Below are 26,316 nucleotides of genomic sequence, written 5' to 3'. Positions count from 1 at the left end.
CCTTTCCGATTCAGCCAACGCCCGGGTCACCCAGCGCCGGAATAACTGTCCGCGTTGGGGTGATCGACGAGGACGCCCGGCACAGGTCGGGCGAGCCGGTAGACATCGATCAGCCGCGCCAGATCGGTTGGTGTGATGATGCCGACGACCCTGTGCCCGTCCATGACCAAAGCGCGACTGCGGGGTCCGACGGGCGCCATCCGGTGCAGCAACGCGCTGAGCGGTTCTCGCGGCGCCGCGGTCGGCACGCTTTGCAGCGGTAGCGCGATGTCGGCCACGCTCGTATCGGTGCGTCGTTGGGGCGCGAGTTCGCGCAACTGCCGCAACGTCACCAGACCGATGATCGACCCGTCGCGATCCGTGACCGGATAGGCCGAATGACGGTCGCCAAGCAGATAGCGATGAATGAAATCCTCGACCGTTATCCATCCGGGAGCGGTATGCGGTTGTGGGGTCATCGCGTCGGCGACACATACACCCCCAAATATCTGCTGATTGGTCGCCTGGGTTTCCTCTTCACGGGCAGCGACGAAGATGAACCAGCCGATGAATGCCAACCAAACACCACCAACGAGGCCGCCCGCCAGGAACTCCGCCAGTCCCAACGTGATCAAGACGATTGCTACCACACGTCCGGCATGCGCCGCGCCGATCGCCGCGCGCACGCTATCACCGTGGCGCCGCCACAAGTAGGCGCGCACCAGACGCCCGCCGTCCAACGGCGCGCCCGGCAGCAGGTTGAACAATCCCAGCAGCAGGTTGATGCTCGCCAACCACCAGACAACGTTGGCCACGATTGCCGGGGCACCCAAGCTTGAAAGCGCCGTCGCCAGACCCCCGAACACCGCTGACAGCACAAGACTGGTGGCCGGCCCAGCGATTGCGATGCCGAACGCGGCTTTCGGTGTCTTCGCCTCGCCGTCTAGGGACGTCACTCCGCCGAACAGCCATAGCGTTACGTCGCCGACGCCTACGCCGGTGCGACGGGCCACCACCGCGTGGGCGAGCTCGTGGGCCAACAGCGACGCCGACAGCACCACCGCCCCGCACGCCCCGGCCAGCCAGTAGACCGGGCGTGAATACCCAGCAACGTGGTGAGGCAATGTGGTCGCCAGACTCCAGGTGAACAGCCAGAGGATCACAATCACGCTCCAGTGGACCTTCACCGGGAATCCCGCAAATCGCCCCAGCGGAATTGCCTCTCGCACTATTGACCTCCGTAGCTATTGCGGGAGAATCTTTTTGGCAAACGACCGAGCGCTCAGTAGTGACTCTCGCCTGGCATCAAAAGTAAGGGGGGTCGCCGGTCGGGAGTAGGGTCGTTGGACCTCACGCGCGCGGCCAATGGGCCTGTGCCCTCAGATCGCCCCGGGATGGATCACCAAGTACTCCAGTGATCGTCGTTCGGTGATTGCGCCTTGGAGATCAGTGTCCATAGGCTGGCATGAAACGCTTTCTCGTCCAAACTCATCTGGCGCAGGATCTGATTTCCGGTATGCCCCGCGGCAAGCAATCGCAACAATTGGCCTTCCTCGGCGCTCAGTACCGTGGCGCCATCCAAGAAACCCTCGCGTGCCCGTCCCGCCAACCAATCGGTAGCGACGGCGGTGTCCAGGAAATACTCTCCCGCTGCCGCTCCCTTGATAGCGGCGAGCATCTCAATTCCCTTGGCGTTTCTGACGATGCAGCCGCTGGCCCCGGCCCGAACCGTGTTCAGCATGAGCTGCGGTGAGCTGAATGAAGTGAAGATCAGACATTGCAACTCGGGTAACCGCGACCGCAAGTCCCGGCACAGATCGAAGCCGTTGCCATCGGGCAGCCGATCGTCAACGAGCGCGACATCCGGGCGACAGGGCGGGATCTGGCTCAACGCTTGATTGATGCCGGCCGCGTGCCCAACGAGTTCTAAATTAGCGTCGCTTTCTACCAATTCGCGCAATGAGCGGCGCACAATCTGGTCACCGACAACGACAAAGACACAAAATACCGCTCCCATGATTGCGAGACCTCCCTTTCTCGCCAGGTTGAGCAGTCGCCGACGATACAACCAGCAAACCGGACCCAGACTTGGCCTCGGTCCTGCCATGTCCATACCGCGAAGTCCAAGCTAGAGCGGTTCGGCACAGTAGCAATAGGGCCGTTTGACCCAAAGACATCCGGATCCGAAAGATTTTCGGGTGCGATTGAATCGTTCAGCCGTCTTCGTCAATGATGTGGATGGCGGCCTCCTCGGCGGAGGCAGCACCTCCGTCGATACCGATGTCATCGGCTATCAGCTCGGCTTCGGTGTCTTCGCCAAAGCCCATGTCTGGCGCGACGAGTCGGCTGGCTCGCATGCCGCCGACCTCACGCCGCTGTGGAAAGTCGGCTTCGCGCTCGGCTTCGTCGGACCGGTCCCATGATGTGCCGACGGACCCCACTTTTGAGGACTTCCGCCCCTATCGCGCGCAACATCCGAACGATCGGATAGGCCCACGGGATTTGTCAACAACGACCGCAAGGTCGCCAACGCGCCAACGGACGGCCCGCACGCAGCCCGACGTGGCGCTGGAAGGATTTCGGTGAGGTATCGGCATGAGCAGTGCATTATCGACGCGACTCGGCGCCCCGTTCGAAGACTGCGTTACCCGTATTCGAGATGCACTCGCTCAACAAGGTTTTGGTGTGATTACCGAGATCAATATCAGAGAAACCCTGAAGACCAAGCTCGGGATCGAGCTGGAGGATTACCTAATTCTCGGCGCCTGTAATCCGCAATTAGCCCACGAGGCGATTATGGTCGACAGAGAGATCGGGCTGCTACTTCCCTGCAACGTGCTGGTCCGCTCCGAACCGGACGACCCGGGCACGACCATTGTTCAGGCAATGGATCCGGGCATCTTGCTCGAAGTCACCGGCGAACCAGCTCTTAAGGCAATCGCCGATGAAGTCACCTCGAAGTTAGCCGCCGCGATCGCCGCGCTCAACACGAGCACCGATTGATCTCCTCGACCACCAGCCGAACTACTTCCGGCACCGCGCCCGCTACCCGAGGGGTCAAACCGCTGCCGTGACCGACGTCGGCCACGTCGATACTGAACACCACCAGCGCATCCGGTACTCGTCCGAGTGCTTGACCCAGTGCCCGGGTACGGTCGATATCGATCGTGTGCGAACTAAGCCCCTCGCGCGCGGTTGTCAGTTCGCCCGGAGTGAATCGCCGAACGCGGCCAGGCATCGAGGGTTTCGCGACCGCGGCGTCAATCACCACCGCCAACGTGGCGCCCGACCACGCGTCGAGCAGACCAAGCGGTTCCGCAACGTCGGTTATCACCCGAACCCGCGGCAACGCGAGCTCACCTAACGCGGCGGCAGCGACGACGCCCACGCCGTCATCCTTCCGGTATCTATTGCCAAGACCGACCACGACTACTCCCCCGCTGATCCCGGTCACTGTCGCTGCACCGTCAACGTCAAGAAATGCGCTGAGCATGATATGCACGGATCGTAGCTACGAATCACCTTCTCACACAGAGTGGTCAACGCGGCATCGTCGAGCAAGAGATTGCCGGACACCGTACTGGCCAGGTCGGATTCGATGGCCGCTTGATTCTGAGAAGTCGGCGGAATGATAGTTGCTGCGGAAACCAATCCATCCGCGTCGATCCGCCATCGGTGATACAACAGGCCACGGGGGGCCTCACTGACGCCATGTCCCACACCGGTGCGAGCCGGAACGTCGACGAAAGGGCGTGACGGGCGTTGGTAATCGGCGATGATCCGCAAAGACTCTTCGATCGCGTAGACTACTTCGACAGCACGAACAACGATGCTGCGAAACGGATTTCGGCATTCGGCCGATAGCCCTGCAGCCGTGGCCGCCTGTGCAGCCACGGGCGAAAGTACCGACGAGTTCAGCGAGTACCTTGCCAGCGGCCCGGTGAGGTAGCGCCCACCGTCCAGGGTCGCGTGCAGGGCAGTGGAGTACGGGACCTGCGATTCGACGATGTGATCGGTGAAATCAGCGACGGGAAAAAGGGGGCCACGACTTCGCCCGATGACTCCGTCTTCGATCGGGTATCGACCTGATGCCGTCAGCGCCAGGAATTCGTGCTCGAGCTCGAAATCGGGGAACTCGAATCCGGCAACCCACTCAACGGTGGCCAATGCACCGTCCAACGCTCGGCGCAACTGTTCTGCGATCGGAGCAAACTCCAACCGCGTTGGTGCAGAATAAAACCCGCCCAGCCGCACATTGATAGGATGGATTGCCCGACCGCCGACGAACTCCATCAGCTGGTTACCGGCCTTCTTCAGCGCCAGCCCACGCTCTACGGCCGCGGCATGATCGCGCGCCATACCCACGATGTCCGAGTAGCCGAGGAAGTCAGGTGCGTGTAGCAGGTAGATATGCAAAGCGTGGCTGTTGATCCATTCGCCGCAGTACAGCAGTCGCCGGAGCGCGACGATGTCCTCGTTCACTTGGACGCCGCACGCGTCCTCGATCGCGTTACATGCGCTTAGCTGATAGGCAACCGGGCAGATGCCGCAGACTCGTGCGGTCAGGTCGGGCGGCTCGGTGTAAGCGCGCCCCCGCAAGAATGCCTCGAAAAAGCGTGGTGGCTCATAGATATTCAGCTCGACGCTGTCCAGCTGACCTTCTTTGAGCGAAATATTCAGTGCGCCTTCGCCTTCCACCCGCGTCAGCGCGTCGACCCTGAGCCTGCGGATCGCTGGGGTCATTCCCCGCTCCGCTCGGCGGCGAACGCGGCGACGTTGAATGTCGCGAAAACCCGGTCTACGTCATCGTCAGACATCCCGTCGCGACGCAGCAATGGGATCAGCGTCGCGGTCCTCGGCGCCGCGGATGGGCCGAAACAGCCGTAGCAGCCGCGACGATGCCTGGGGCACAGGGCTCCACATCCGGCGTGGGTGACCGGTCCGAGACACGGGGTACCGTCGGCGACGATCACGCAGGTCACTCCGCGCAATTTGCATTCCGTACACACTGTCTTGGCCGGAAGCCGGGGCTTACGTCCGATCAGCAGCGCTGCCAGGGTGTCGAGCAATTGACCACGATCGATCGGACATCCCGGCAGTTGGTAATCGACCTTGACATGCGCGGACGCCGGAGTTGAGGTCGCCAGGGTGTCGATGTATTCCGGTTTGGCATACACGACGGAGGTGAACTCGGCAATGTCGCCAAAGTTGCGCAGCGCCTGTACTCCCCCGGACGTCGCGCATGCTCCGATGGTGACCAGCAGCTTCGACTGATCACGGATCTCGCGGATTCGTTGTTTGTCGTGTCGAGTGGTGATAGAACCCTCGACCAGCGATATGTCGTACGGACCGTCGACGATCGCACTCGAGGCCTCGGCGAAGTTGGCGATCCGCACCTGTTCGGCGAGCGTCAGCAGCTCATCTTCGCAGTCGAGCAGCGTCAGCTGGCAACCATCACAAGAAGCGAACTTCCACACGGCCAAGGTGGCTCGGCTCATCTAAAGCTCCTTCACACCCAGCAGCGGGCCCGCGATGTCGTAGCCGACGACGGGCCCGTCGCGGCACAGCAGCAGCGGACCCAACTGACAATGACCGCACCAACCGATTCCGCATTGCATATTGCGTTCCAGTGAAACGCGAATGCTATGGGTAGCAACGCCCTTCGCTACCAGGGCTTCGGCTCCGAAGCGCAACATCGGCTCCGGCCCGCACAGGAAGGCGGTAGTGCGATCAGCGTTTAACTCCAATCGGCTTAGCGGCGCCGTCACCAACCCGACCTCTCCGTCCCATCCCGGCGTCGGCGCGTCGACGACTAAATGCAATTCGATCCGCGGTTCGTGGGCCCATTTCTCGAGCTGCGCGGCGAAGACGAAGTCGGCCCTGGAACGCGCCCCCACGACCAGCGTCACCCTGCCATAGCGAGAGCGGTTCGCCAGCGCCCCGAGCACTGCCGGCCGCAGCGGGCACAACCCCACACCCCCGGCGACCATGACCAAATCGCGACCAACCGCCTCGTCCAACCCCCAGCTGGTGCCAAAGGGACCTCGAACGCCGACGACACTGCCCGGCTCGGCATCGTGCAGGGCACGACTCACGGCGCCGACGGCGCGGATGGTGTGCGTGATCGATCCGTCGGTGAGCGTGGGGTCGCCGCTGATCGAAATCGCGGCTTCACCTACGCCGAACGCATACAGCATCATGAATTCGCCGGGTTGCGGAGTGCGCAGTGTCTCGCCCACCGGTACTAGGGTCAGCGTCGCTGAATCGGGGCTCTCCACAACGCGTCTGTGCACTCGATAGGGAACCGGCGCCATTGCGTTGGAAGTCGATCCCACCGGCGTAGCGCTGACCGTCGGCTCAATCACTGTCGACCGTCCCGGCCATCTTGTTCATCTCCGCGGTGATGTCGATGCCGGTGGGACACCAGGCGATGCACCGTCCACATCCGACGCAACCCGACATGCCGAACTGGTCATGCCAAGTACCCAGCTTGTGGGTCAACCAATGCCGGTAGCGTGACGCGCCCGACTGACGAACGCTGCCCCCACCGTGGACGAAGGTGAAATCGAACTCGAAGCACGACGCCCAGTGCCGCCACCGTTCGGCATGGTCACCCGTGAGGTCGCTGACGTCCTCGGTACTGGTGCAGAAGCAGGTCGGACACACCATGGTGCAATTTCCACAAGTCAGGCAACGGCTTGCCACTTCGCTCCACTGCGGCGACTCACGCGACTCGATCAGCAAGTTCCGCAGATCTGTGTTCGGCATCTGCCGGCCCATCCGGGTCGATGCCGCTTCGACATCGGCTTGCGCGCGACGGATCTCCTCGCCGCTGGCTACCCGGTGAGACACTTGCGCGAGAACGTCTGCGCCCTCCCGGCTACCGATATCGACGAGGTAGGACGGTGCGCCGTCTTCCAAGCGCTCCGTGAGCGCGAGGTCATAGCCCGGTCGAACGGCCGGACCGGTGCCCATCGATGCGCAGAAGCACAGCCCGCCGGGTTCCGTACAGTTCACCGCGACGACGAAGATCTGTTGGCGGCGCCGGACAAAGGAGTCGTCGGGATACTCGGCATGGCCGAGCACACGGTCCAGCGTGGCGATGGCGGCGAGGTCGCATCCGCGTACCCCGAGGAATGCGTATCGCCGAGGTTCATCTGCGATGTCGACGCCGCTTGTCCCGTCCCGAGTGCCCGCCCACATTCGTTGCCGTGGGGGGTGAAGGAACTGCTTCCAGGACTGTGGTCCGGCCGAATGCCCGAATGCCGCGCCGTCGTCGCGGCGGCGCACTCGATAGCGCCCCGGAGCCACGTCGACACCCCAGCCGTAGGGCAGATCGCTTGCCGACTCCAGTTCTGCGAGAACGATAGCGTCGTCCCGCAGCATCGGACCGATCACGTGATAGCCCTGTTCGATCAGGACCTCGACAAGACGATGTAGCGCCGCGATATCGAACCAGGCAGCGTTGAAATTCTCGCCGGTCATCGACCTATCATCCGTCTCGTCGGGGGTGCTGCATAGAGGCGTTTGTCGTCACGGAATCGCGCGGCCGCCGTCTTCCTGCAGGCAATTGAGCTCGTGGTCCCATTGCGCGTCGCGTGCCCGATCAAGCCGCGAGCGCACGCTGATCGCGAGCGATGCAACGGCGATACCGATCAAAAGCAATATCGCCAGGGCAGTGACAAACGCATCCCCCACTGCCTGCCAAGTCGAGGTGGGCGGTGCGACCGGATCACCGCCCTTGTCGACCCAGATAGTGGTGTGATCGCCCACCTTGGCCGCATGGGCGACCTCGACTGAACCGCGGCGCTCGCCATGCAACGCGGGCCACTTTGCCTGCACGACAGTGATACCCGAGCCGTCGGCGGTGGCTCCCGTAACCGTTGCCATGACCGCGTGCCGCTCGTGCGCCTCTTGGACATAGACCTGATTCCGTACACCGTAGGTGACACCGGCCGCCACGCCCGCGAGAGGAATCGCCAGCACCGACACCGCGAATGCGATCACCGTGACCAGGGCTTCGATGCGGTCGGTACGCCGAAGCAACGGATTGCGCCCGACGATGCGAGCGATCCGCCAGCAGCGTGGGTCTAGCATAACGGTCTCCATCGCAACTCTCCTGCGCACCAAGTTATTTGGAATCGGCGATCTAATCGCCGAGGCGCCCGAGGTCCGACGTCCACGCGACGAAATCGGTGAGTTCGCGCCGTGGTGTCGACGGCAACGGATCCGCGTTGATCGGCGCCCACCCCACGCGCAGCAGCATCTGCGGATAGCTCATGCCCCCGAAGATTTCGGAGTGGACCGCCGCACGGGTTTCGGGAATCTCCAGCGGCTCGGTGACCGGGCAGCTGGCCAAGCCCATCGATGTGGCGGTGAGCAGAACCACGCTGGTCGCCTCGCCCGCACGCAGCCGGGCCAACCGGTCGTCGGCACGTGTTCCGAGCGCGAGGACCACGGCATTGTCTTCGTCGGGAGATGACCCAGGCGGCTCGGCGAGCACCGGACCGGCAAAGTACCGCCCCGGAATCTTGGCCTCGCGGTCGGATTTTGGTGTGTTGCGAGCCGGGACGCCGGCTGTCGAACCGTAACGGCCACTCCACGCGGTGAGCTCGGCGAGATAGTCATGGTTCATGTGGTCCAGCACGGACTGCGCCACAATCCTGTTCAGCTCGTCGGTGTCCTCGACCTGACAAAGCGTTACCCCGTAACGCGCGGACCGCGCCGCCATCTGTGCAATGTCGGCCACCGGCACCGGCCAGGAGCTGAAATGGCGGCGGTCAGTTCGCCGCCGCGGAATCGCCGCGGCGAGTGCAATATCCGATGCGTCAGCCGAGCGCCGCGAGAGTTCGATCGCGGCAAGGTGGTTGGGATCAGCGGGGTTCGGCAGACGGGACACTTTGGCGTGCCACCCAACCGCCGCGAAAGCGACGACGCAATGATTTAGCGCGGCACCGCAACTCAAGATCAAATCACGCCCGTCCGGGTCGGTGTTGGGCAGTTGCCGATCCGCATCGGCGTGGAGGTCCAGACTTTGTGAACCCACCAACCACCGCCAGGGTTGGGTGTTATGGACGGAGGGGGCTCGAGATGCCAGAGCCAGTACGGTGCGGATTGTGCCCGCATCGGGAAAATGCGCGTTCACGGCTTTGGTCCCTTCCACAAATTCTGATGTAAACCATCCCGGGTTTGCAGCTGTCACACGAGGGGACGACGACCCCAGTCCGAGGGACTTTGTGCCACAGCCCTGTCTGCGGTCGCTGGCAACGCCCAGGCGGCACTCGCAAGGGTCACTTCAACGGACAATTGGTTGCCGACGCCGTAGGCGGAAGCCCAGTCGCCGAGGCACGCCGCTCGTGCCAAATCCTCGACAAGGGGACTGGAGGCACCCAGTTCCCCGAGCCACCCCGTGACTATGGTTGCGATCTCGTCGCCACGCACATCAACTGATCGGCCGTCATGCAAGCGATCGGTAATGCGATACGTCGTCTCGAACCGCGCCATATGCTTTGTGAACCTCATGGCAGCCCCCTCGGTCGGCTAGATAGTCGATCTGACCATTTCTCCGGTTCGGCGAGTTAGAGGCAAACGCAACCGGCATGCAGTGCTTCGGTCGCACTTCTCACCACGCCGAAGTCCTACCGGCAAAGGCCTTTGGCCACCATGCTCCGCGGGCCCAATGGCCCTAGATGAGCGCAATACTCGGGCTTACCTGTCGGCCGCGTCGCCCCCGCCCGCAGCCAGCTGGGCGCGCCCTGCCAATGCCGCGGCGATCGAGGCGCACGCAATCGTCAACAAGGCGCCGAGCATCAGAGCGGACCCCTCGCCCGGGGCGAGCAGGTTTTCCTGATTGCCGATCGTGGCCGCGGCCACCGGCACACCGAGCTGTGCGGCCGACAGCATGGCGAGGGTCAGCGGCTGGCCGAACAGCCTGCCCACACAGTGCGCCAGCACAGCGCCCAGCCCCAGGCCCGCGCCCAACAGAATCAATTTCGGGTGCGCACCCAGCTCGCGCACGTGCAGGGACGCGCCCAGCCAGACAAAGAACAGCGGGCTGAAGAATCCCTCGGTGATCCCGAACAGCTGACGCGCCAACCGTCGCGGCTCCCCGACCGCGGCGATCACCAAACCCAACGCGAAGCCGGCCAGCATGATCGACACGTGGGTGCCCAGCGCCAGCGCCGCCAGCACAAACAGTACGAACAGATTGGTCCGCAGTTCCAGCGCGAACTTTTGCTTCTCGGAGTAGTCGTGCAGGCGTTGACGCCAGCCTCGACGATCTGCCACGAGTAAAACCAAGTACAGCAGGCTGGCGCAGGCCGCGATCGTCAGCGCCCCGAGCGCCGCAGTCGCCGCCCTGCTCAGGTCGATCACCAGGGGCAGCAACACAATACATGCCGTATCGGCGATCGCGATCTGTGCGGTCAGCGAGAGCACACGCGGCCTTTGCAGGTGTAGCGAGTCGATCATCGGCAATGCCAGTGCCGCCGACGACGACGTCATCAATACCGCGTACAGGGTCGCGTGGCCGGTACCGAACTGCCACGCCAGCGCCACACCGAGGGCAGCGGCGACAACCCCGCACAGCGCCGCTCGGACAAACGCCCGCGGCACCGCGGCGCGCACCTGCGGACTTCGCACCGGAACGTGCGTGCCCACCACGAACATCACCAACGCGAAGCCGATGTTCGCGAACAATTGGAACGTCGGATCCGCCTCGTCGAGAACACCGAAACCTGTCTTGCCGAGAACGAGTCCTGCGACCAACTCGCCGATGATGAGGGGAATCTGCAGCCTGGGCAGTGACGCCACCAACGGGCCTGCGAAACCTACCGCGACCAGCAATGCCAAGGTGTCGAATCCGAACCCCGACATCTCAGCGGCCCCCGGGCGGGTTCAGCCGACCACCTCGAAGATCGCCGCGGCAGAGGTTACGGCCTTGTCCGCGTTGCCTTCGTCGTGCAGCAGCATCCGCACCCCGATGCGTCCGGGCCCGCCAACATGGGCGGTGCCCTCCACGCGGAAAGGCCCAACCTTCCCACGGGACATGAACATGACATACCAGCTTACGACCTGTACTTTCCGGGTGCCGGCGAGATCGGACGCAAGGTCGACCGCCGCGGTCTCCAGCACGACGTGTTGGGGTCCGATGTGCAACGCCGCGTCGGGCGAGGCGAGTTCGGCACTCAACGCCGGTAGCACCCAATGACCGTCGTCGCGTTTGTCGGCGCCGAAGGCGGCCCACAGCGGCGGCAGGTCGGGCGAGTCCTCGATAACCAGCTCGGTGCCCGAAACATCCATCCTGTCAAGGCCTTCCGGCGGGATACCGATGATCGCACCCTGCCCTTCGTTGAAGGCGATCAACCGGTCCGGGTTGTCGGCGTCGACGATCTTGCACCGCCCGTAGCCCATGGTCCGACCCTGGTGCACGACGCCGGAGCCGACAATCTCGACCCGGGAAACATCGTAGCCGGGGTCGATGATCTGCACCGAGGCGATGACCGGGTTGGGCACCGCGACCATGTCGGTCTGGCATCCTTCGGGCGACGAGATGGCCAGTGGCGCAACCATGATTCCACCTGCCTCATTGCGCATGTCCCGGCGGATCACGACGGTGTCGTCGACGTCGCCGATATCCATCGAGGAGTGTTTGCGACCGATATAGCGATAGCTGAGCAGACCCGTCCAACGGCGGAACAGCTCATCGCGGTAGGCGTCGGCGTCGCCGGCCAACTCGCGGATGTCGCGTAGCTGGTCGCTCATTTTCGGCTACCTTTCTGCGCCGGTCAGGACGGTCTGCTTCGCCGCGCTTGATTGAACGGCACGCCGCGGTCGGCGGCATGCTCGCGCGGGAAACAGATGCCGGCGAATCCGCCGTCGTACAACATTTTTTGCAGTTCACGCGCCCGGTGCCAGGACGCCTCTGCGTCGCGTTCGAGAAGCGCGGCTTCGGCGGGACCCTGACGCGGCATATTGGCGGCCAACCAGGCCCTGGCCCGGCGGCGAAACTCCGCGACGGTTTCAGCGGTCACCAGCGGTCCCCATGCTCACCTGCGGTGCCGAATTCGTCTGTGCGTCATCGCCGATGACCTCCCGGCGCCGTCGTCGTGCCCGAACCTTGAGCTTGTGCTGGGCGACTGTACAGCACCGGTCTAGGACTGTACAGATCGATGACTTCGGACGCGTCGCCAACCGGCCCGAGTACGCGTTCAAGGCTTTGAGCCCGCGCCCACGGCGAGAAACCCCGAGATTTGCGTCCCGCGCGCAGACTCGACGCAATTGACTGTCTAGGTCGATCATGTATCCCGGACTGCTAGATTTACGGAATCGTCGTTATTTTAACCGGGCGATCGGAGGGTCGGCGCATGAGTGTTGCCGCAACGAGTTTCGATGTCGCGCGGTTTCGCGATTGGCTGGCCGAGGCCACGGGTGAGCCCGCCGACGTGTCGGTGACCCCGATTCGCGGGGGCGGCAGCTGCGAGATGTTCCGCCTCGACCGGCTGGGACAGGCCTGGGTGGTGCGCCGGGCGCCACTGGCCGCGGTTTCCGACACCGCTCATCAAGTGATCCGCGAGGCGCGGATCATGGAGGCGCTCGGCGCGGCAGGGATAGCGGTGCCCGCCGTGCTGGCGCGCAGCGACGATCCCGCCATCCTCGGCGCCCCGTTTTTCGTGATGTCGTACGTCGACGGTGGAGTGATCCGCCGCGACGGGCTTCCCGAAGTGCTGCATCGCGATCCGGCGTCGCACGGCCGGATCGGCGAACAGCTGATCGACACCCTGGTTGCGCTGCACGCGGTCGAATGGACGGACACCGCGCTGGCCGAACTGTCTCATCCGCAGGGATTTCTGCCGCGCCAGGTCGACCGGTGGCTGGCGCAGCTGGCTCGGTACCGGGCCCGCGATCTGGACGGCGTCGACGAACTCGCCGGCTGGCTGCGCGATAGGCTGCTCGCCGACGGCGACCTCACGGTGATGCACGGGGACTACAAGCTGGACAACGTCATCTGGGCGCCGGCACCGCCACCTCGGATCGCCTGCGTCGTCGATTTCGAGATGACCACGGTGGGCGATCCTCTGATCGACCTGGCCTGGGCGATGATTTTCTGGCCCGAGGCGGGCAACCCGATCGCCCAGGGATCGCCGGACGCACCGCACGGCATGGACCGCGATCACTGCCAGACTCCGGATCAACTGATCGCGCGGTACGCCGAGGCCACCGGACGCGACCTGTCGCAATTCGACTGGTATCAGGTGTTCAGCGCGTGGAAGCTGGCGATCGTCCTCGACGCATCCTACGCCAAGTTCTTGCGTGGCGAGTCCCGCAATCCGGTCCACGAGTTCTTCGGGCCGGTCATCGATGAATTACTCAGCCGCGCGAGCAGGTTCGCGAAATGACCGACCACCTGTTCGACGTGGCCGACCGGGTTGTCCTCGTCACGGGCGGCAGCCGTGGACTGGGCGCCGCGATGAGTGTCGGGCTGGCCGAGCGCGGCGCCCGGGTGGTGATCGCGAGCCGAAAGATCGCCTCGTGTGAGGCACTGGCCGCGACGATCGCCGAATCGGGCGGGCAGGCTCATCCGCTGGCGTGCCATGTCGGCGATTGGAAATCGTTGCCCGGCGTCATCGAGGCCGCCGTTTCGCATTGGGGCCGGCTTGACGCGTTGGTCAACAACGCCGGGATGAGTCCGCTTGCCGCCTCTCTGCTGGATACCTCAGAGATGTTGTTCGACAAGGTGATCGGCGTCAATCTGAAAGGCCCGAGCCGGTTGACGGCGCTGGCCGCCACGGCGATGGCCGCAACCGGAGGCGGGTCGATCGTCAACATCAGTTCGCTGGCGTCGGTGAAGCCCACCCCGGTCACCGCGGTCTACGCCGCGGCCAAGGCCGGCCTGAATGCGCTGACCACCGCCACGGCCCTCGAATACGCCGATGCCGGCGTGCGGGTCAACGGAATTATCTGCGGTACGTTCGACACCGACGCGGCGTCGGGCTTCGTCCGCAACCCCGACCTCCTGCCGGAGCTGGTGCGCCGCATCGCACTCGGACGGGTCGGCCGGCCCGACGAGATCGTCGGGGCCATCGTCTATTTGCTCTCCGACGCGTCGAGCTACACCACCGGGTCACTGATGACCATTGACGGCGGCGTCTCCGGCTGATCAGCGGGCCCGGCCCGCCTTGGCGTCGACGCCGCTCGCCTCTGCCCGCACCCCGGAGATCACCCACTCGACCAGCCGGGGAAAGTTCTGCTCGATCTTGGCCGTCTCGGCTTCGGAGCGCGTCGATTCACGCAGCCCGTGCACGTCGACAATGGAATGATTGATCGTCATATGCGCCAGGCCGCGGCAGCACTCGGTGGCCAGCGGGCGCGGAATCCCTTCCTGCAGAGTGGCTTCGAGTAGAGCATTGACGTAATCCGTAACTGCGCTGCGGTCGTCGATGGTCATCAGCTCGGTCAGAAACGGATGGGCACGAAGGGCGTCGTGCAGGGCCTGGCACCAGTGCAGCGCCGTCGACTCCCAGGTCTCGTATTCCTTGAAGTCGAGTTTCAGCTGGGCAAAGTGGCGGGCGACCAGCGCCCTGATCAATGCCTCGCGATTGCCGACTTGCTGATACAGCGTCCGCGGTGAGATCTTCAACGCGGCCGATAGTCGACGGACGCTGAGAGCCTCGACGCCTTCGGAATCCAGCAGGTCCAGCGCGTGCGTGAGGATGTCGTCGGCCGGGATCAGCGGCTTGGCCATCGCTGCATCGTACAAGCCCTGGCCGTGCCGACACCGCAGGCTAAGCACTGTCGCGGCGAATACCTTCGATCAGGTAGTCGATGTGTACGGCGAACAACTCGTCGACCTCCTCGCGGGTCACTCCCGCCGGGTCGCTGCCGGCAAGCCGACCCCGCCCGCGGGTCGACTTCGTGCTCGGTGGATGGTCCATGGCGACGAAACCCACGGTCGCCCAGGTCAACATCCGGCAGGCGCGCACCGACATGTCGGTCGACATGCCGTCGCGTCGCATGCTTTTCAGCAGCGGGCGCGATGCTTTCAGGTAGGCCGGACGCTTGGCCTGCAGGAAGAGCCGGCTGTCCGCGGCGTCGGTCAGCCGTGCCCGCAGTTGGCGGGTCCAGCGGCGCGCGTAGTCAGGCCAGGTTTCATCGCGTTCCAGCTCGGGAGCCAGGTCGTCGAGCATATGCTCAGCGACCGCGTCGATCAGCGCGTCCTTGTTGCCAATCCGGGAGTAGACCGGCGGCGGCGTGACACCCAAGCGGCTCGCCACGCTGCGCATGCTGATCGCGTCCAGTCCGCTTTCACGCATGATTTCCACTGCGGCAGCGACGATCTGGTCCGCGTCGAGCTCCAGTTCGCTGGGCACGTCTGGCCTCCTCGGTAAGCTACGGCATGGTCAGGGCGATTTTGCCGACATGTTCATTGGCCCGCATCACCCGCAGCGCCTCGTCGAGCTGCTCCCAGTCGAAGACGTGACTGATGTGTGGTTTGATGCCGGCCCTGGACACCACCTCGCACATCTCGCGGTGAGCGCGCACGCTGCCCACCGTGATTCCGATGACGCGCAAGTTGTTCAGCATCACCTCGGCGACCGCGATGGACGCCATGTCGAATCCGCTGAGCACACCGATCACCGCGATCGTGCCGCCGACGGCTGCCGAATGCAGGGACTGCGCCAGCGTCGCGGGTCCGCCGAGATCGACGACGAGCCGGGCACCACGACCGTCGGTCAGTCGCTTCACCTCGGTCTCCCAGTCCGGGGTGGTCCGATAGTTGACGAGATGCGTTGCGCCTAAATCAGATCCGATCTTGAGCTTCTCGTCGGACGACGAGGTCAGGATCACGGTGGCGCCCCGCTCCCGGGCGAGCTGGACGGCGAACAGCGATACCCCGCCGGTGCCCTGGGTCACCACGACGTCGCCTTCGCCGATGTTGGCTTCCACCAACGCACTCCACGCCGTCACACCCGCGCATGGGATCGTCGCGGCTTCGACGTCGGACAGGTGCGCGGGCGTGCGAACCAGGCCCGCGACATCGGCGACGCGATATTGCTGCAACCACCCGTCGCAGTTGTCGCCGGGCACCTCATGCTTGACCTTCGGAGTGGGCGGCCCGTCGTGCCAGCCCGGGTGAAACGCCCCCATCACGCGATCGCCCGGCCGCAGCTCGTCGACTCCCGGCCCGGTCGCGACCACTTCCCCGGCTCCGTCGGTCATCGGCACGCGCGGCCACGGCCCGGGCAGCAGGCCCAGCAGATTGACGTTGTCGTGGTAGTTGAGGCTCGAGGCGTTGACCTTGACCAGCGCTTGCCCGGCGGCGGGCTGCTCCACCGGGATTTCGACGGTCTGGACGGGCTCGCCGGGCCCGGTCATGACGATGGCTCGCTGACGATCCGGAATGCTCACGCGACGCCCGCCTCCTTGCGTAGTTCCTTCCACTTGTGTTCCGCCGCCGGCCGCCGCGACGGCAGATGGTCGGTAGGCCAGCCCTGTACCGGCTGGTACTTCTTGAGCACGTGCCGGGCCAGCACCGACTTGTGCAGTTCGTCGGGCCCATCGCTGATCGATCCGAATCGTGTCATCCGATACCAGGATTCGACGGGCAGGTCCCCTGAATACCCCAGTGCCCCGCACACCTGGATGGTGCGGTCGAGGACGGCGAGCACCACCTTCGATACGTGGGCTTTGATCATTCCCAGTTCGGCACGGATCTCTCCCGCGCCGAAGCGGTCCATTTTCCACGCCGTCTGGAACGTCAGTAGTCTTGCGGCCTGAATCTCGGTGTGCGACAGCGCGATATAGTCCTGCACCATTTGATGTTCGCCCAGCAGTCGGCCGTGCGAACGGCGCGACACCGCGCGCTCACCCATGATGTCGAGGGCGCGCTGCGCCTGCCCGAGCCAGCGCATCGAGTGATGGATTCGGCCGCCGCCCAGTCGCTGTTGTGCCAGCACAGAGCCGCCACCGCGCGGGCCGATCAGATGATCCGCGGGCACCCGGCAATCGGTGAACACCACCTCGGCGTGATTGCCCCGCCTGCCGAACTCCGGTTCGGGGTGGGCCATGGTCGGGATGTCGCGGACGATCTCCAGCCCCGGCGTTCCGGCCGGCACCACGAATATCGAAGCGTGCCGGTGCGGGCGGCCGGCTGGGTCGGTCTCGGCGACCACCAAAATGATGTCGGCGCAGGACGCATTGGTGGTAAACCACTTGTGGCCGTTGATGATCCAGTCCTGGCCGTCGAGCACGGCGGTGGTGGCGATGACGGTAGGGTCGGCGCCGGCCAGGAACGGCTCGGTCAGCGCGAACGCACTGGATATTTCCCCGTTGAGGTTGGGGTACAGCCAGCGCTGCTTTTGCGCGTCGGTCGCGCCGTGCGCGAGCAACTCCATGTTCCCGCTGTCGGGTGCCTGGACGCCGAACAACTCCATCGACACCATGCAGCGTCCGATTATCTCCGACATCAGCGCGAGCCTGAGCTGCCCCTGCCCCGCGCCGCCGAGGCTGGGATCGAGGAACAGTCCCCACAACCCCTGTGCCTTGACCTTGTCCTGCAGATAGCGCTTGACCGGCTGCCACTGCTCGGGTGTGATCTCGGCGAGGATCGGTTCCAGCGGGATGACCTCGCTATCGATGAAATCGCGCATCCACGCGAGCTTTTCGGCGAACTCCGGATCCGTTTCGAAATCCCAGGCCATCGGGCTCCTCACCATCGGTCGCACGCCGGCGACATCGGCACTTCCTCACACTGAGATCACAGTGTAATCATCGTGGTCATGCGAGGGCGCAACACCCGAGAGTCGAAATCAGGAGCTGAATTGGCCTGTCGCGTAGGCGACGTCGAGGTACTCCCACACCCGGATGATCAATCCGTCCTGCACCTGAATCCACACGCTGTACTCGTTCTCGTAGGGTTGCCCGCCGGCGAATAGCGCGGTGGCCCGCATCGTGAAGCGGGCGGCACCCGTGTCGTCCTCGCAGACCAGACGGTGCACGGTCGTCTGCACGTCGGCGTACAGCTGGCCGAAGATGATGCGCATGCCGGCGCGGATCGCTTCGCGACCCACCGTCGGGCTGCCCAGCACACCAACGGTCGGGGTGATCCACCACTGCGCCTTGGGCGCCAGCAATTCGGTGACGCGCTCGGCGTCACCGAACGCGGCCACGAGCGCGGCGAGCAACTCGCGCGTCGACGACTCTGTCATACCGCCCCTCCCAGGCACCCGTAACGGGCTCTTAAAATAACATCGATTTCGCTTTTACCTGGTGCGATCGCTCGAACCCGGCCCGATATCCGCCCCGCCGATGTGCGGTTCGCGCGGGAATGTCAGGCTGGGGCGTGACATCGGGAAACACCGGTACACCAGAATCGAGCCGCAATGACGAGAGTGCGAACGATGTGATCGCTGACGGCCACGCCGCCACGCTGCTGGCAATCGAGTCCATCAAGCAGCTCAAAGCCTGCTACTGCCGGTACCTGGACACCAAGGACTGGGCCGCGTGGCGTGCGCTCTTTACCGACGACTTTGTCAGCGACACCTCCAAGGCGGGTGGCAAGCTGATCGCCGGCGCTGACGACTTCGTCGCGTTCACCCGCAAGAGCATCGGACGCCGTTGGCAGGCCACCACGCATCAGGTGCATGCTCCCGAGATCGAACTCACGTCGGCGACGACGGCGCGGGGGGTCTGGGCGCTGCAAGACGTCGTGCGGTTCGGGCCCGGGCTTCACCTGGTGGGCTACGGCCACTACCACGAGAGCTACGAAAATCTTGCCGGGCAGTGGCTTATCAAGAGCTCCAAGCTAACTCGGCTGCGCGAGGACGTCGTTACGCCGGTTTTCTCGTTCTACGTTTCCGACCGGATCCGCAAAACGGCCGCCCGGTTCGCCAATCGGCTGCTGGAGAAATAGGAGACTTCATGACCGTCGACACCATCTTGGTCACCGGCGCCTTCGGGCAAGTCGGCCGGCGGTGTGTGCGGATTCTGCTCGATCGGGGCCGGACCGTCATCGCCGTCGACCTGCGCAGCGACAAAACCCTCGCGGCAGAAGAAGAATTGTCCGCAGGCGCGCCGGCCGGGCCGTTTGTGCCGGCCTACATCGATTTGACCGACGGCGACGCGGTGCGCGAGCTGATCACCCGGCACCAGCCCGACGCGATCATTCATCTCGCGGCGATGCTGGCGACACATTCGTACCGCAACCCGGCATTGGCCAGAAAGGTCAATGTGGGCGGAACCGAAAACGTGCTGACCGCCGCCGCCGGACTGGCTCGCCCACCACTGTTCCTGATGGCATCCAGCGCAGGCGTGTACGGATCCCGTAACCCCCACCGCCACCCGGAGCGGATAACGCCGGACACCCCGGTGAGCCCCATCGACCATTACGGTCAGGACAAGGTAATGGCCGAGGCGGCAATCCGCGCCAGCGGTGTGCCCTATGCCCTGTTTCGACTAGCCGGGGTCATCTCCCCGGATACCCAGTCGAGCATCAGCGGCGACCACCTGCTGATCATGCGCTCGATGCCGGGCGACAACCGCATGCACGGCGTGGACGCGCGCGACGTCGCGCTGGCGTTCGCCAACGGTGTGGATCGGGAGGCCACGATCGCGGGCAAAGTACTGCTCATCGGCGGCAACGAGTCGTATGTGTTGGCACACCGCGACTTCGAGGACGACATCATGACGGCGGTCGGCCTGGGCCGGCTGGGCCCGTCGGCCAGCCTGCCCGGTGATCCCGACGACTACCGCGGCTGGAGTTTTACCGGCTGGTATGACACCACCGAAGCACAAGCGCTGCTTGACTTCCAACAGCACGACTGGCCCCAAACCGTCACCTGGCTCGCCGAATCACAGGGCCCCAGACGGACTATTCTGCGGGTGCTCGGTCCGATACTGAGGCCGGTGCTGCGAGTCCTGTTGAAGCTGCAACGCCGGATCGAAGGACGAGGACCCTACGCCGACCCGTGGACCCTGATCGAAAAGCATTACGGCCCAAGCGTGCTGGCGCGCGCCGACCGGCAAGCGGAGTAGCCCAGCGCCTGCTAGAGGGCGTCCGATTGTAGTGCCTGGATCCGTTCCTCGCGCGGCAGCACCGGACCGTCGTCGATGGCCTCGGAGATGCCCAGCTCGGACAGCCCCAGTTGGGTCAGCATCGAGGTGCCGTACGCGGCGAGCATCAGCTTCTGATCGTCGCTGTGCCCGCCGTCGACCAGCATCGCGCCGATCAGGCAGATGACGGCCATCTTGTACGCGTTGAACGCTCGGTACCAGGAACGGTTCCGCAGCGTGATCCCGCTGGCCGCTTGGTAATGCTCGAGCAGTGCCTCGATGTCCAGAGCGTCAGGGTGGCTGCTGATGCCGACGGGCTGCATCCAGAGCAGTTCGAGGCAACCGATGTCGGTCAGAGGGTCACCGACGGTGGTCATCTCCCAGTCGAAGACCGCACTGACTTCCCCGCCGGTGAACGCGAAGTTGCCCGGTTTGGCATCTCCGTGCACCAGCGTGATTTTCGGGTACGGCTCCGGTTGGCTGTCTCGCAACTCCTGCAGGAGCCGTTCCAGCGCGGGCAATGAATCCCGTCTGATCCGGTCCATTTCGGTTGCCCAATGGTCGAGTTCGCGACGCAGGTGGTCGCTGCCGTCGTCGAGCGCGTCGAGCCCGGTCTGCTCGATGTCGACGGAATGGATTGCCGCAAGGTGTTCGGCCAGGCTTTGACACATCCGCGCCACCGTCGCCGCCGCGTCGGGCGGGGCTTCCATTTCGTAGACCTCGCCGCCGACCCGTTCCATCACGAAGAACGGCCGTCCGAGGACGGCCCCGGTGTCCTCGAGCCACAGCGCTCGCGGAACACGAACCGCGCTGTCCTGCAACGCACGCAGGATCGAAAACTGCCGGGCGAGGTCGTAGGGTTCCAACAGCGCCGGCGGTTGGGGGCGCAGCCGCAGCACCACATCACGGCGGGTGTCCCCCGCGACGACGGTGAGCACCATCATCTCGGCGGAGTGCCCGAAGTCCACCCGATCGAGGCCCTCGACGCGGACCTCATCGGGATCGGGAAGTTGGGTGCGCAGCCAGGTGGTCAACCGTTCGGCGACATGGGCGTCCCGTGTCATTGACGGAGTCCGTCGTCGGACATCCGCTCGACCGGCGTCCTTTCCTGAGTGAAGGCCGACATGTCCATCGCGGTCCAGTTCGGGTAGCGGGCATAGCATTCACCGCCCATCAGCAGCTCGAAGATGCCCCAACCGGTATCGCCGTCGAGTTTGAAGCGCATCAGCTGATCCAGCGCCATCGATTTGCCTTCGGTCTCGGCTAGTTGCGCGGAATCGTTGCTGTCCCACTGGAAGTGGATGAAGTACCCGCCACCGCCCAGGTCCTGATATTGGCAGTGCGCCATCGGCAGTCCGTAATACGCGTTGACGTGCTGGTATGGAGTGTCGGCGGTGACCCGGTGGGCCTTGCCGTCCTCGTCGGTGAAGACGAGCACCGCTCGGGCAGGCCGCTTGAACGCGGCGTCGAATTCGACGTCATGCTCGATCTTCACAAACCGTCTCGACAGCGCGCCGTTGTGGTAGGTGATACCGCCGTCTACGTAATTGACTGTGCCATCCGAGGATTCGATGATCCAGGCCTCGATCGCGCGGTCTTCGAAGCCGGCGTCGAGCCAGAGCCAGAAGTCGATCTTGTCGGAGACCCGCACCCCGAAGGTGCGATCCCGGCCGCCTTGGAATCCGTCGACGCTGACCCGCTCGCCGTCGATCTCGACCCAGCCGGTCCACCGCCCCGGCTCTTTCATGTGATACATGTCGGCCAGCACCCGGCCGTCCTTGCCGTGCACCTTCATCGGCAACAGCTCCCACATCGGCGCGGTGGGCTCGTAATAGAGCTCCCACGCGATGCGGGAATCGTTGGGCTCCACGTCCAGACGCCACTTCTTCAGGGGTTCGACACAGGTCCAGCGCATCGGCCCGGCACTCAGATCGCCGCGACCGACACCGCCAATCGGGCGGCCGGCCAGTAGATCCCAGTGCCGGCCGTCGGCCCGGCTGACCTTGACGTATCCCAAGCCGGTACCGGTGTTCGGGTTATTGCCGTAGCCGCTGGCCAGCAGCAGGGAGCCGTCCGGCGAGGCGGCGAAGAAGTAGCAGCGATCCGACCAGGTCGGATCGGCATCGTGCACGTGGTCGAAGGTCGTCGGCAGCTGATGAGTGAATGACTCGTCGGCGGCGCATAACCCATGAAATGCCTTTCTGCCGAATAGCGAAATCCATTGTCATCGAATTGTTTTAGCGAGAAACCCACATCGATGAAAGGTTTTTGACGAAACCTCGCGCATCAGATACTCAATGGCACAACACACCCCCTACTATCGCTGCCATGGAGCCGAGTCGGTGGTGGGGCGACGACCGAGCGATCCTCGATGACGAGGAGGCGCGCAGGCGGTTGCTCGATGCCGCGGGCCGGTGCATCGTGCGCCGGGGTGACGCCCAGATCCGAATGGCCGAGGTGGCCGATGAGGCCGGGGTCTCCCGTTCGACCGTCTACCGGTACTTCCCCAATCGTGACGAGGTGCTGTTGGGTTTGATGCTGGCGCGGGTCGACACGGCGCTGCGTGAACTGGTCGGCTCGCTGCGTCACCCCGACGACCCGGTGCGCTCGTTGCCGGAGATGGTGCTGGCGCGGGTGGAGTCGGTGGAGGGCAACCCGTTGAACGAGGCGCTGTTCGCCGCAGGGAGCACCGCGGTACCCGCGGCCCTGCAACTGGGATCCGAACCAATGGTGGAACTGCTCCTGGTGCACTATGGGCCACTGCTGCAGCGGTGGAAGGAAGCGGGCAGGCTGCACGCCGACCTCGATCCCCGCTCCATCGTCCAGTGGCTGACCGCGGCGACGCTTTTCCTGCTGGCGCCGGCGTGGCGGCACCGCGCCATGGCTGACAAGCGCGTATTCGTCGAGCAATTTCTGGTTCGGACCCTAGTGCCACAGGTCAGACATTAACCTGATTTTGTCTGGTGTCCAGGCATAAGTCTATTTTTGTCTTGACCGCCGGCGCGCACAGGATGGACAGTCATGACAAACGCCGTTGAACAGGCCCTTTCCGTCGTCGGCCTGGCCGCACATCTCGGCCGGGGAATCGGCCGGGTGACGGCCGACGCCGTCGTCGGTAGTCGAGCCGGAATGCCCCGCACGGTCGGCGACCTCAACACCGCGGCGCTCTCCCGTGTGATGGGCCGCAACGTCAGGTCGATCCGCGTGCTGGCCAGCGACGCCGGCACGTCGTCACGGGCACGACTGGTGCTGACCGGCGATGACGTACCGGAGTCGGTATTCGTCAAGATCACCGCGCAGTCCGCCGCGACCCGGCTGATGGGTGAGCTGGGCCGGCTGGGCAACACCGAGGTGCGCTTCTACAGCCAGCTCGCCCCCGAGCTGCCCGGTGTCCCGGTCGCCCACGGCGCGGCATTCGACACGTGGACCGGTCGGTACCTGCTCGTGCTGGAAGACCTTCCCGAGTCGTGCGTCTTCCCCGATACGTTGCACCCGTTGTCCACCGACCAGGCCGGCCTGCTTGTCGAGCTGCTGGCGACCGTGCACGGAACCTTCTGGGACCGCATGCGCCACAACGGACCCGGTTCACTGGGGTGGCTCTACACGCCGTCGGGTGACGTCACTTCCCTGTTGACCGGCTCGCTGATGACAACCTCGATGAAGCGACTCAGCGAGCGCACCGCTATCCCGGTGGAAAATGGCCGGTTCATCGCCGAGAACTATCGCGCCGTCGCCGCGGTGATCGACACTCCTCCACATACCGTGATGCACGGCGACGCCCATCCGGGCAACGTGTACTTCCGCGACGGCGAGGCCGGACTGCTGGATTGGCAGGCGGTGCGGCGCGGCCATCCTTCCCGCGAACTGGCCTACACGCTGGTCACCAGCCTCACACCGGAAGACCGCCAGGGCGTTCAGCGTGAGCTGCTCGACGTCTACCGACGCGCGCTGGCCGCGGCGGGTGGACCCAGCCTGGACCGCGAAGAGCTCTGGCTGCGCTACCGGCAGGGCGCCCTGTACGCCTATGTCGCACCGCTGATCACCGCGGGAATGGGCGGAATGCAGGTCGAAGACATCGCAATGGAGGGCTTGCGACGCGGTGTCGCGGCCCTCGAAGACCTGGAAACCGTTGCCGCGCTGAAGGGTTCGCTGTAAGCAACGACTAGCGGTCGATCCATCCCATTTGCGCTTCGGCGTGGTGTCCGCCTGCGGCCGGGGTGAGTTGGTCCAGTCGCGCCAGCTGCTCAGCCGAGAGCTCGATGCGATCGGCTGCGACGTTTTCCTCAAGGCGGGCAACCTTTTTCGTTCCGGGAATCGGCACGATGTCGGATCCCCTGGCCAGCAGCCAGGCCAGTGCAACCTGCGCCGGGGTGGCACCGATGTCGGCGCTGATCTCGCGAAGCTCGTCCGCGCTGCGGAGGTTGTGGTCGAAGTTCTCGTCGAAGAAGCGCGGATTGGTCTTACGGTAATCGGTGTCGGGAAGCTCCGCGTTGGATCGGATTGCGCCGGTGAGGAACCCGCGGCCCAGTGGTGAGTACGGGACGAACCCGATTCCCAGCTCACGCAGCACCGCCAGGATGCCGTCTTCGGGATCGCGGGTCCACAAGGAGTATTCCGATTGCACTGCGGCGACGGGGTGCACCGCGTGTGCGCGGCGGATCGTGTTCACACCCACTTCGGAGAGTCCGATGTGTCGAATCTTGCCGGCACCCACCAACTCGGCCAACGCCCCGACGGTCTCCTCGATCGGGGTGCCGCGATCGAGGCGGTGCTGGTAGTACAGGTCGATGTGGTCGGTGGCCAGCCTTTTCAACGATCCGTCGACCGCGATTCGGATGCTCGCGGGACTGCTGTCGAGGGTGTCGCGTCCGGTGTGCGAGATCAAGCCGAACTTGGTGGCCAGCACCACCCTGTCCCGCTTGCCCCGCAGGGCGCGGGCGAGCAGCTCCTCGTTGACGAGGGGGCCGTACACCTCGGCGGTGTCGATCAGTGTGACGCCGAGATCGATTGCGCGGTGCACCGTGCGAATGGATTCGGCGTCGTCGAAGCCCCCGATCGAGTAGGCGGCGGACATGCCCATTGCGCCCAAGCCGATGCGGCCGACCTGCAGGTCGCCGAGCTGAGCCTGTTTCATGGCACGTTCTCCTGTTCGTGGACTCGAGGACCAACGACCCTGGCGCCGCCCGTGCTGATGCTCCACGATTGACCTTAGATTGGAGGTCGATCATGCCGGATGCGTTGGTGGACACCGACGTACTCAGGGACGCCGTGCAGTTAGCCTGCCGGGCCCCGTCTCTGCACAACAGTCAGCCGTGGCGGTGGGTAGCCACCGGCTCGCGGTTGCTCCTCTACATCGATAACAGTCGCAGTCTGCCGGCCGCCGACAAGTCAGGCCGGGAAGCTCTGATTAGCTGCGGCGCCGTACTCGACCACCTGCGCGTGGCGTTGGCAGCAGCGGGGTGGGCAAGCCACGTCGACATCTTTCCCGACCCTGGCAACGTCGATCATCTCGCGTCGCTCGATCTCAGCCCGCTGCGTCCCGTCACCGATCAGCTTCGCCGACGCGCGGACGCGATTGCGCACCGCCGCACCGATCGGCTGCCCTTCTCCCCACCGAGAAACTGGGAAGTTCTGGAACCAACGCTGCGCAACGCGATCGAGGCCGCCACCATTCACCTCGACGTGATTCCCGACGAGGTCCGGCCGCAATTAGCGCGAGCGTCGCGTCTCACCGAGTCTCTGCGGCTCTACGATACTTCGTATCACAACGAATTAGACTGGTGGACAGGTCATTTCGAGAGCACGGACGGAATCCCGCGCAGTTCGCTGTTGTCGGCGGCCGAGAATGATCAGGTCGACATCGGAAGGACCTTCCCGGTTAGCCGCCACGTCGAGCGGCCCGCCCCGCTCGGGCCAGACCAATCCACGGTGCTCGTTCTGTCGACCGACGACGACACTCCCAGTGACGCTCTGCGGACCGGCGAGGCGTTGTCGGCGGTGTTGTTGGAGTGCACGTTGGCCGGGATGGCGACCTGCACTCTGACCCAACTCGCCGAGCTATGGGCCAGCCGCGATCTCATCGCGACTCTGATCGGACGAGCGGCTATGCCGCAACTTTTGATCCGTGTCGGCGAAGCACTCGCCGCCGACGACGCGCCCCCCATGACACCGCGGCGACCACTGGGTGACGTTCTGACCTTCCTCCCCGACGCACCTCGCTGATCGAAAAGCGCGCACACCTACCGTCGGCATGGCCCGACTTTCCGCGTCCGTGCGCGATGCGACTTA

Annotated in this window: 27 protein-coding genes and 2 pseudogenes; 8 read left to right on the top strand and 21 right to left on the bottom strand. The window is 64.6% G+C overall.

Translation table 11 applies throughout. The features are described from left to right. Positions 1-26: 26 nt before the first annotated feature. The 3 genes and pseudogenes from G6N54_RS02200 to G6N54_RS30120 form a co-directional block, all read right to left on the bottom strand. Positions 27-1,208, bottom strand: a complete 1,182-nt coding sequence (locus G6N54_RS02200; protein WP_163788397.1) for a site-2 protease family protein — start codon at positions 1,206-1,208, stop codon at positions 27-29. A 170-nt stretch (positions 1,209-1,378) separates the two neighbouring features. Continuing rightward, positions 1,379-1,996, bottom strand: a complete 618-nt coding sequence (locus G6N54_RS02195) for a response regulator (RefSeq protein ID WP_163788396.1) — start codon at positions 1,994-1,996, stop codon at positions 1,379-1,381. 196 nt (positions 1,997-2,192) lie between these two features. Next, positions 2,193-2,393, bottom strand: a pseudogene (locus G6N54_RS30120) (DUF5709 domain-containing protein); the annotation flags it as partial. 181 nt (positions 2,394-2,574) lie between these two features. Here G6N54_RS30120 and G6N54_RS02185 point away from each other — a divergent pair. Next, positions 2,575-2,982, top strand: coding sequence for a DUF302 domain-containing protein (locus G6N54_RS02185; RefSeq protein ID WP_163788395.1), 408 nt, complete (start codon positions 2,575-2,577; stop codon positions 2,980-2,982). Here the strand turns inward: G6N54_RS02185 and G6N54_RS02180 are convergent. From G6N54_RS02180 to G6N54_RS02135, 10 genes and pseudogenes are all read right to left on the bottom strand, one after another. Beyond that, the gene (locus G6N54_RS02180) at positions 2,963-3,472 is read right to left on the bottom strand and encodes a hydrogenase maturation protease (protein WP_264078332.1); all 510 of its coding nucleotides are present in this window, start codon (positions 3,470-3,472) and stop codon (positions 2,963-2,965) included. The genes G6N54_RS02185 and G6N54_RS02180 overlap by 20 nt on opposite strands. Next, positions 3,430-4,722 (bottom strand): Ni/Fe hydrogenase subunit alpha, encoded by a 1,293-nt coding sequence (locus G6N54_RS02175; protein WP_163788394.1) that lies wholly within the window; start codon positions 4,720-4,722, stop codon positions 3,430-3,432. The genes G6N54_RS02180 and G6N54_RS02175 overlap by 43 nt, the downstream gene beginning before the upstream one ends. Beyond that, positions 4,719-5,477 carry an NADH-quinone oxidoreductase subunit B family protein gene (locus tag G6N54_RS02170; RefSeq protein WP_163788393.1) on the bottom strand — a complete coding sequence of 253 codons (759 nt, stop codon included), beginning with the start codon at positions 5,475-5,477 and terminating at the stop codon, positions 4,719-4,721. Before G6N54_RS02170 ends, G6N54_RS02175 begins: the two co-directional genes overlap by 4 nt. Then, positions 5,478-6,293: an FAD/NAD(P)-binding protein gene (locus tag G6N54_RS02165; RefSeq protein ID WP_163794431.1), complete on the bottom strand. Its 816-nt coding sequence runs from the start codon at positions 6,291-6,293 to the stop codon at positions 5,478-5,480. Between the two features lie 43 nt (positions 6,294-6,336). After that, positions 6,337-7,464, bottom strand: a complete 1,128-nt coding sequence (locus G6N54_RS02160; protein WP_163788392.1) for a 4Fe-4S dicluster domain-containing protein — start codon at positions 7,462-7,464, stop codon at positions 6,337-6,339. Between the two features lie 48 nt (positions 7,465-7,512). Next, positions 7,513-8,088 (bottom strand): Rv1733c family protein, encoded by a 576-nt coding sequence (locus tag G6N54_RS02155; protein ID WP_163788391.1) that lies wholly within the window; start codon positions 8,086-8,088, stop codon positions 7,513-7,515. 40 nt (positions 8,089-8,128) lie between these two features. After that, entirely contained in the window at positions 8,129-9,124 is a 996-nt protein-coding gene (locus tag G6N54_RS02150; RefSeq protein WP_163788390.1) for an Acg family FMN-binding oxidoreductase, read from the bottom strand. A 563-nt stretch (positions 9,125-9,687) separates the two neighbouring features. Continuing rightward, entirely contained in the window at positions 9,688-10,854 is a 1,167-nt protein-coding gene (locus tag G6N54_RS02145) for a cation:proton antiporter (RefSeq protein ID WP_163788389.1), read from the bottom strand. A gap of 21 nt (positions 10,855-10,875) precedes the next feature. Further along, positions 10,876-11,742 carry a hypothetical protein gene (locus tag G6N54_RS02140; protein ID WP_163788388.1) on the bottom strand — a complete coding sequence of 289 codons (867 nt, stop codon included), beginning with the start codon at positions 11,740-11,742 and terminating at the stop codon, positions 10,876-10,878. Between the two features lie 77 nt (positions 11,743-11,819). Continuing rightward, positions 11,820-12,011: pseudogene (locus tag G6N54_RS02135) on the bottom strand (acyl-CoA dehydrogenase family protein); the annotation flags it as partial. Between the two features lie 333 nt (positions 12,012-12,344). On the opposite strand from G6N54_RS02135, the gene G6N54_RS02130 reads away from it, so the two are divergent. Both G6N54_RS02130 and G6N54_RS02125 read left to right on the top strand, forming a co-directional pair. Next, positions 12,345-13,376, top strand: coding sequence for a phosphotransferase family protein (locus G6N54_RS02130; protein ID WP_163788387.1), 1,032 nt, complete (start codon positions 12,345-12,347; stop codon positions 13,374-13,376). Next, entirely contained in the window at positions 13,373-14,137 is a 765-nt protein-coding gene (locus tag G6N54_RS02125; RefSeq protein ID WP_163788386.1) for an SDR family NAD(P)-dependent oxidoreductase, read from the top strand. Before G6N54_RS02130 ends, G6N54_RS02125 begins: the two co-directional genes overlap by 4 nt. Here G6N54_RS02125 and G6N54_RS02120 read toward each other — a convergent pair whose 3' ends face one another. The 5 genes from G6N54_RS02120 to G6N54_RS02100 all read right to left on the bottom strand — a co-directional run bounded on the left by G6N54_RS02120 (position 14,138) and on the right by G6N54_RS02100 (position 18,185). Beyond that, positions 14,138-14,722 (bottom strand): TetR/AcrR family transcriptional regulator, encoded by a 585-nt coding sequence (locus G6N54_RS02120; protein ID WP_163788385.1) that lies wholly within the window; start codon positions 14,720-14,722, stop codon positions 14,138-14,140. Between the two features lie 40 nt (positions 14,723-14,762). Then, a complete protein-coding gene (locus tag G6N54_RS02115) occupies positions 14,763-15,347 on the bottom strand; it encodes a TetR/AcrR family transcriptional regulator (RefSeq protein WP_163788384.1) in 585 nt (194 codons plus the stop codon). Between the two features lie 19 nt (positions 15,348-15,366). Continuing rightward, positions 15,367-16,386, bottom strand: a complete 1,020-nt coding sequence (locus tag G6N54_RS02110) for a zinc-dependent alcohol dehydrogenase family protein (protein ID WP_163788383.1) — start codon at positions 16,384-16,386, stop codon at positions 15,367-15,369. Continuing rightward, entirely contained in the window at positions 16,383-17,678 is a 1,296-nt protein-coding gene (locus G6N54_RS02105) for an acyl-CoA dehydrogenase family protein (RefSeq protein ID WP_163788382.1), read from the bottom strand. Before G6N54_RS02105 ends, G6N54_RS02110 begins: the two co-directional genes overlap by 4 nt. 108 nt (positions 17,679-17,786) lie before the next feature. Beyond that, a complete protein-coding gene (locus tag G6N54_RS02100; protein ID WP_163788381.1) occupies positions 17,787-18,185 on the bottom strand; it encodes a nuclear transport factor 2 family protein in 399 nt (132 codons plus the stop codon). Between the two features lie 197 nt (positions 18,186-18,382). Here G6N54_RS02100 and G6N54_RS02095 point away from each other — a divergent pair, with 197 nt between their 5' ends. Next, positions 18,383-18,889, top strand: a complete 507-nt coding sequence (locus tag G6N54_RS02095) for a nuclear transport factor 2 family protein (protein WP_372513283.1) — start codon at positions 18,383-18,385, stop codon at positions 18,887-18,889. 8 nt (positions 18,890-18,897) lie between these two features. Beyond that, positions 18,898-20,010, top strand: coding sequence for an NAD-dependent epimerase/dehydratase family protein (locus tag G6N54_RS02090; protein ID WP_163788379.1), 1,113 nt, complete (start codon positions 18,898-18,900; stop codon positions 20,008-20,010). Between the two features lie 11 nt (positions 20,011-20,021). On the opposite strand, the gene G6N54_RS02085 is transcribed toward G6N54_RS02090, so the two are convergent. Both G6N54_RS02085 and G6N54_RS02080 read right to left on the bottom strand, forming a co-directional pair. Beyond that, positions 20,022-21,092: a phosphotransferase family protein gene (locus G6N54_RS02085; protein ID WP_163788378.1), complete on the bottom strand. Its 1,071-nt coding sequence runs from the start codon at positions 21,090-21,092 to the stop codon at positions 20,022-20,024. Further along, the gene (locus tag G6N54_RS02080; RefSeq protein ID WP_163794429.1) at positions 21,089-22,246 is read right to left on the bottom strand and encodes a DUF7064 domain-containing protein; all 1,158 of its coding nucleotides are present in this window, start codon (positions 22,244-22,246) and stop codon (positions 21,089-21,091) included. The genes G6N54_RS02085 and G6N54_RS02080 overlap by 4 nt, the downstream gene beginning before the upstream one ends. Positions 22,247-22,356: 110 nt before the next feature. Here G6N54_RS02080 and G6N54_RS02075 point away from each other — a divergent pair, with 110 nt between their 5' ends. Together G6N54_RS02075 and G6N54_RS02070 are read left to right on the top strand one after the other, a co-directional pair. Continuing rightward, positions 22,357-22,977, top strand: coding sequence for a TetR/AcrR family transcriptional regulator (locus G6N54_RS02075; protein ID WP_163788377.1), 621 nt, complete (start codon positions 22,357-22,359; stop codon positions 22,975-22,977). 72 nt (positions 22,978-23,049) lie between these two features. After that, positions 23,050-24,183: a phosphotransferase gene (locus G6N54_RS02070; RefSeq protein ID WP_163788376.1), complete on the top strand. Its 1,134-nt coding sequence runs from the start codon at positions 23,050-23,052 to the stop codon at positions 24,181-24,183. 7 nt (positions 24,184-24,190) lie between these two features. On the opposite strand, the gene G6N54_RS02065 is transcribed toward G6N54_RS02070, so the two are convergent. Beyond that, positions 24,191-25,162: an aldo/keto reductase gene (locus tag G6N54_RS02065; RefSeq protein ID WP_163788375.1), complete on the bottom strand. Its 972-nt coding sequence runs from the start codon at positions 25,160-25,162 to the stop codon at positions 24,191-24,193. 92 nt (positions 25,163-25,254) lie between these two features. Here G6N54_RS02065 and G6N54_RS02060 point away from each other — a divergent pair, with 92 nt between their 5' ends. Continuing rightward, the gene (locus tag G6N54_RS02060; protein ID WP_163788374.1) at positions 25,255-26,250 is read left to right on the top strand and encodes an Acg family FMN-binding oxidoreductase; all 996 of its coding nucleotides are present in this window, start codon (positions 25,255-25,257) and stop codon (positions 26,248-26,250) included. Positions 26,251-26,316 lie beyond the last annotated feature (66 nt).

It is taken from the genome of Mycobacterium stomatepiae (assembly GCF_010731715.1).
Classification (GTDB): Bacteria; Actinomycetota; Actinomycetes; order Mycobacteriales; family Mycobacteriaceae; genus Mycobacterium; species Mycobacterium stomatepiae.
This window is presented reverse-complemented; position numbering and strand designations above follow the sequence as displayed.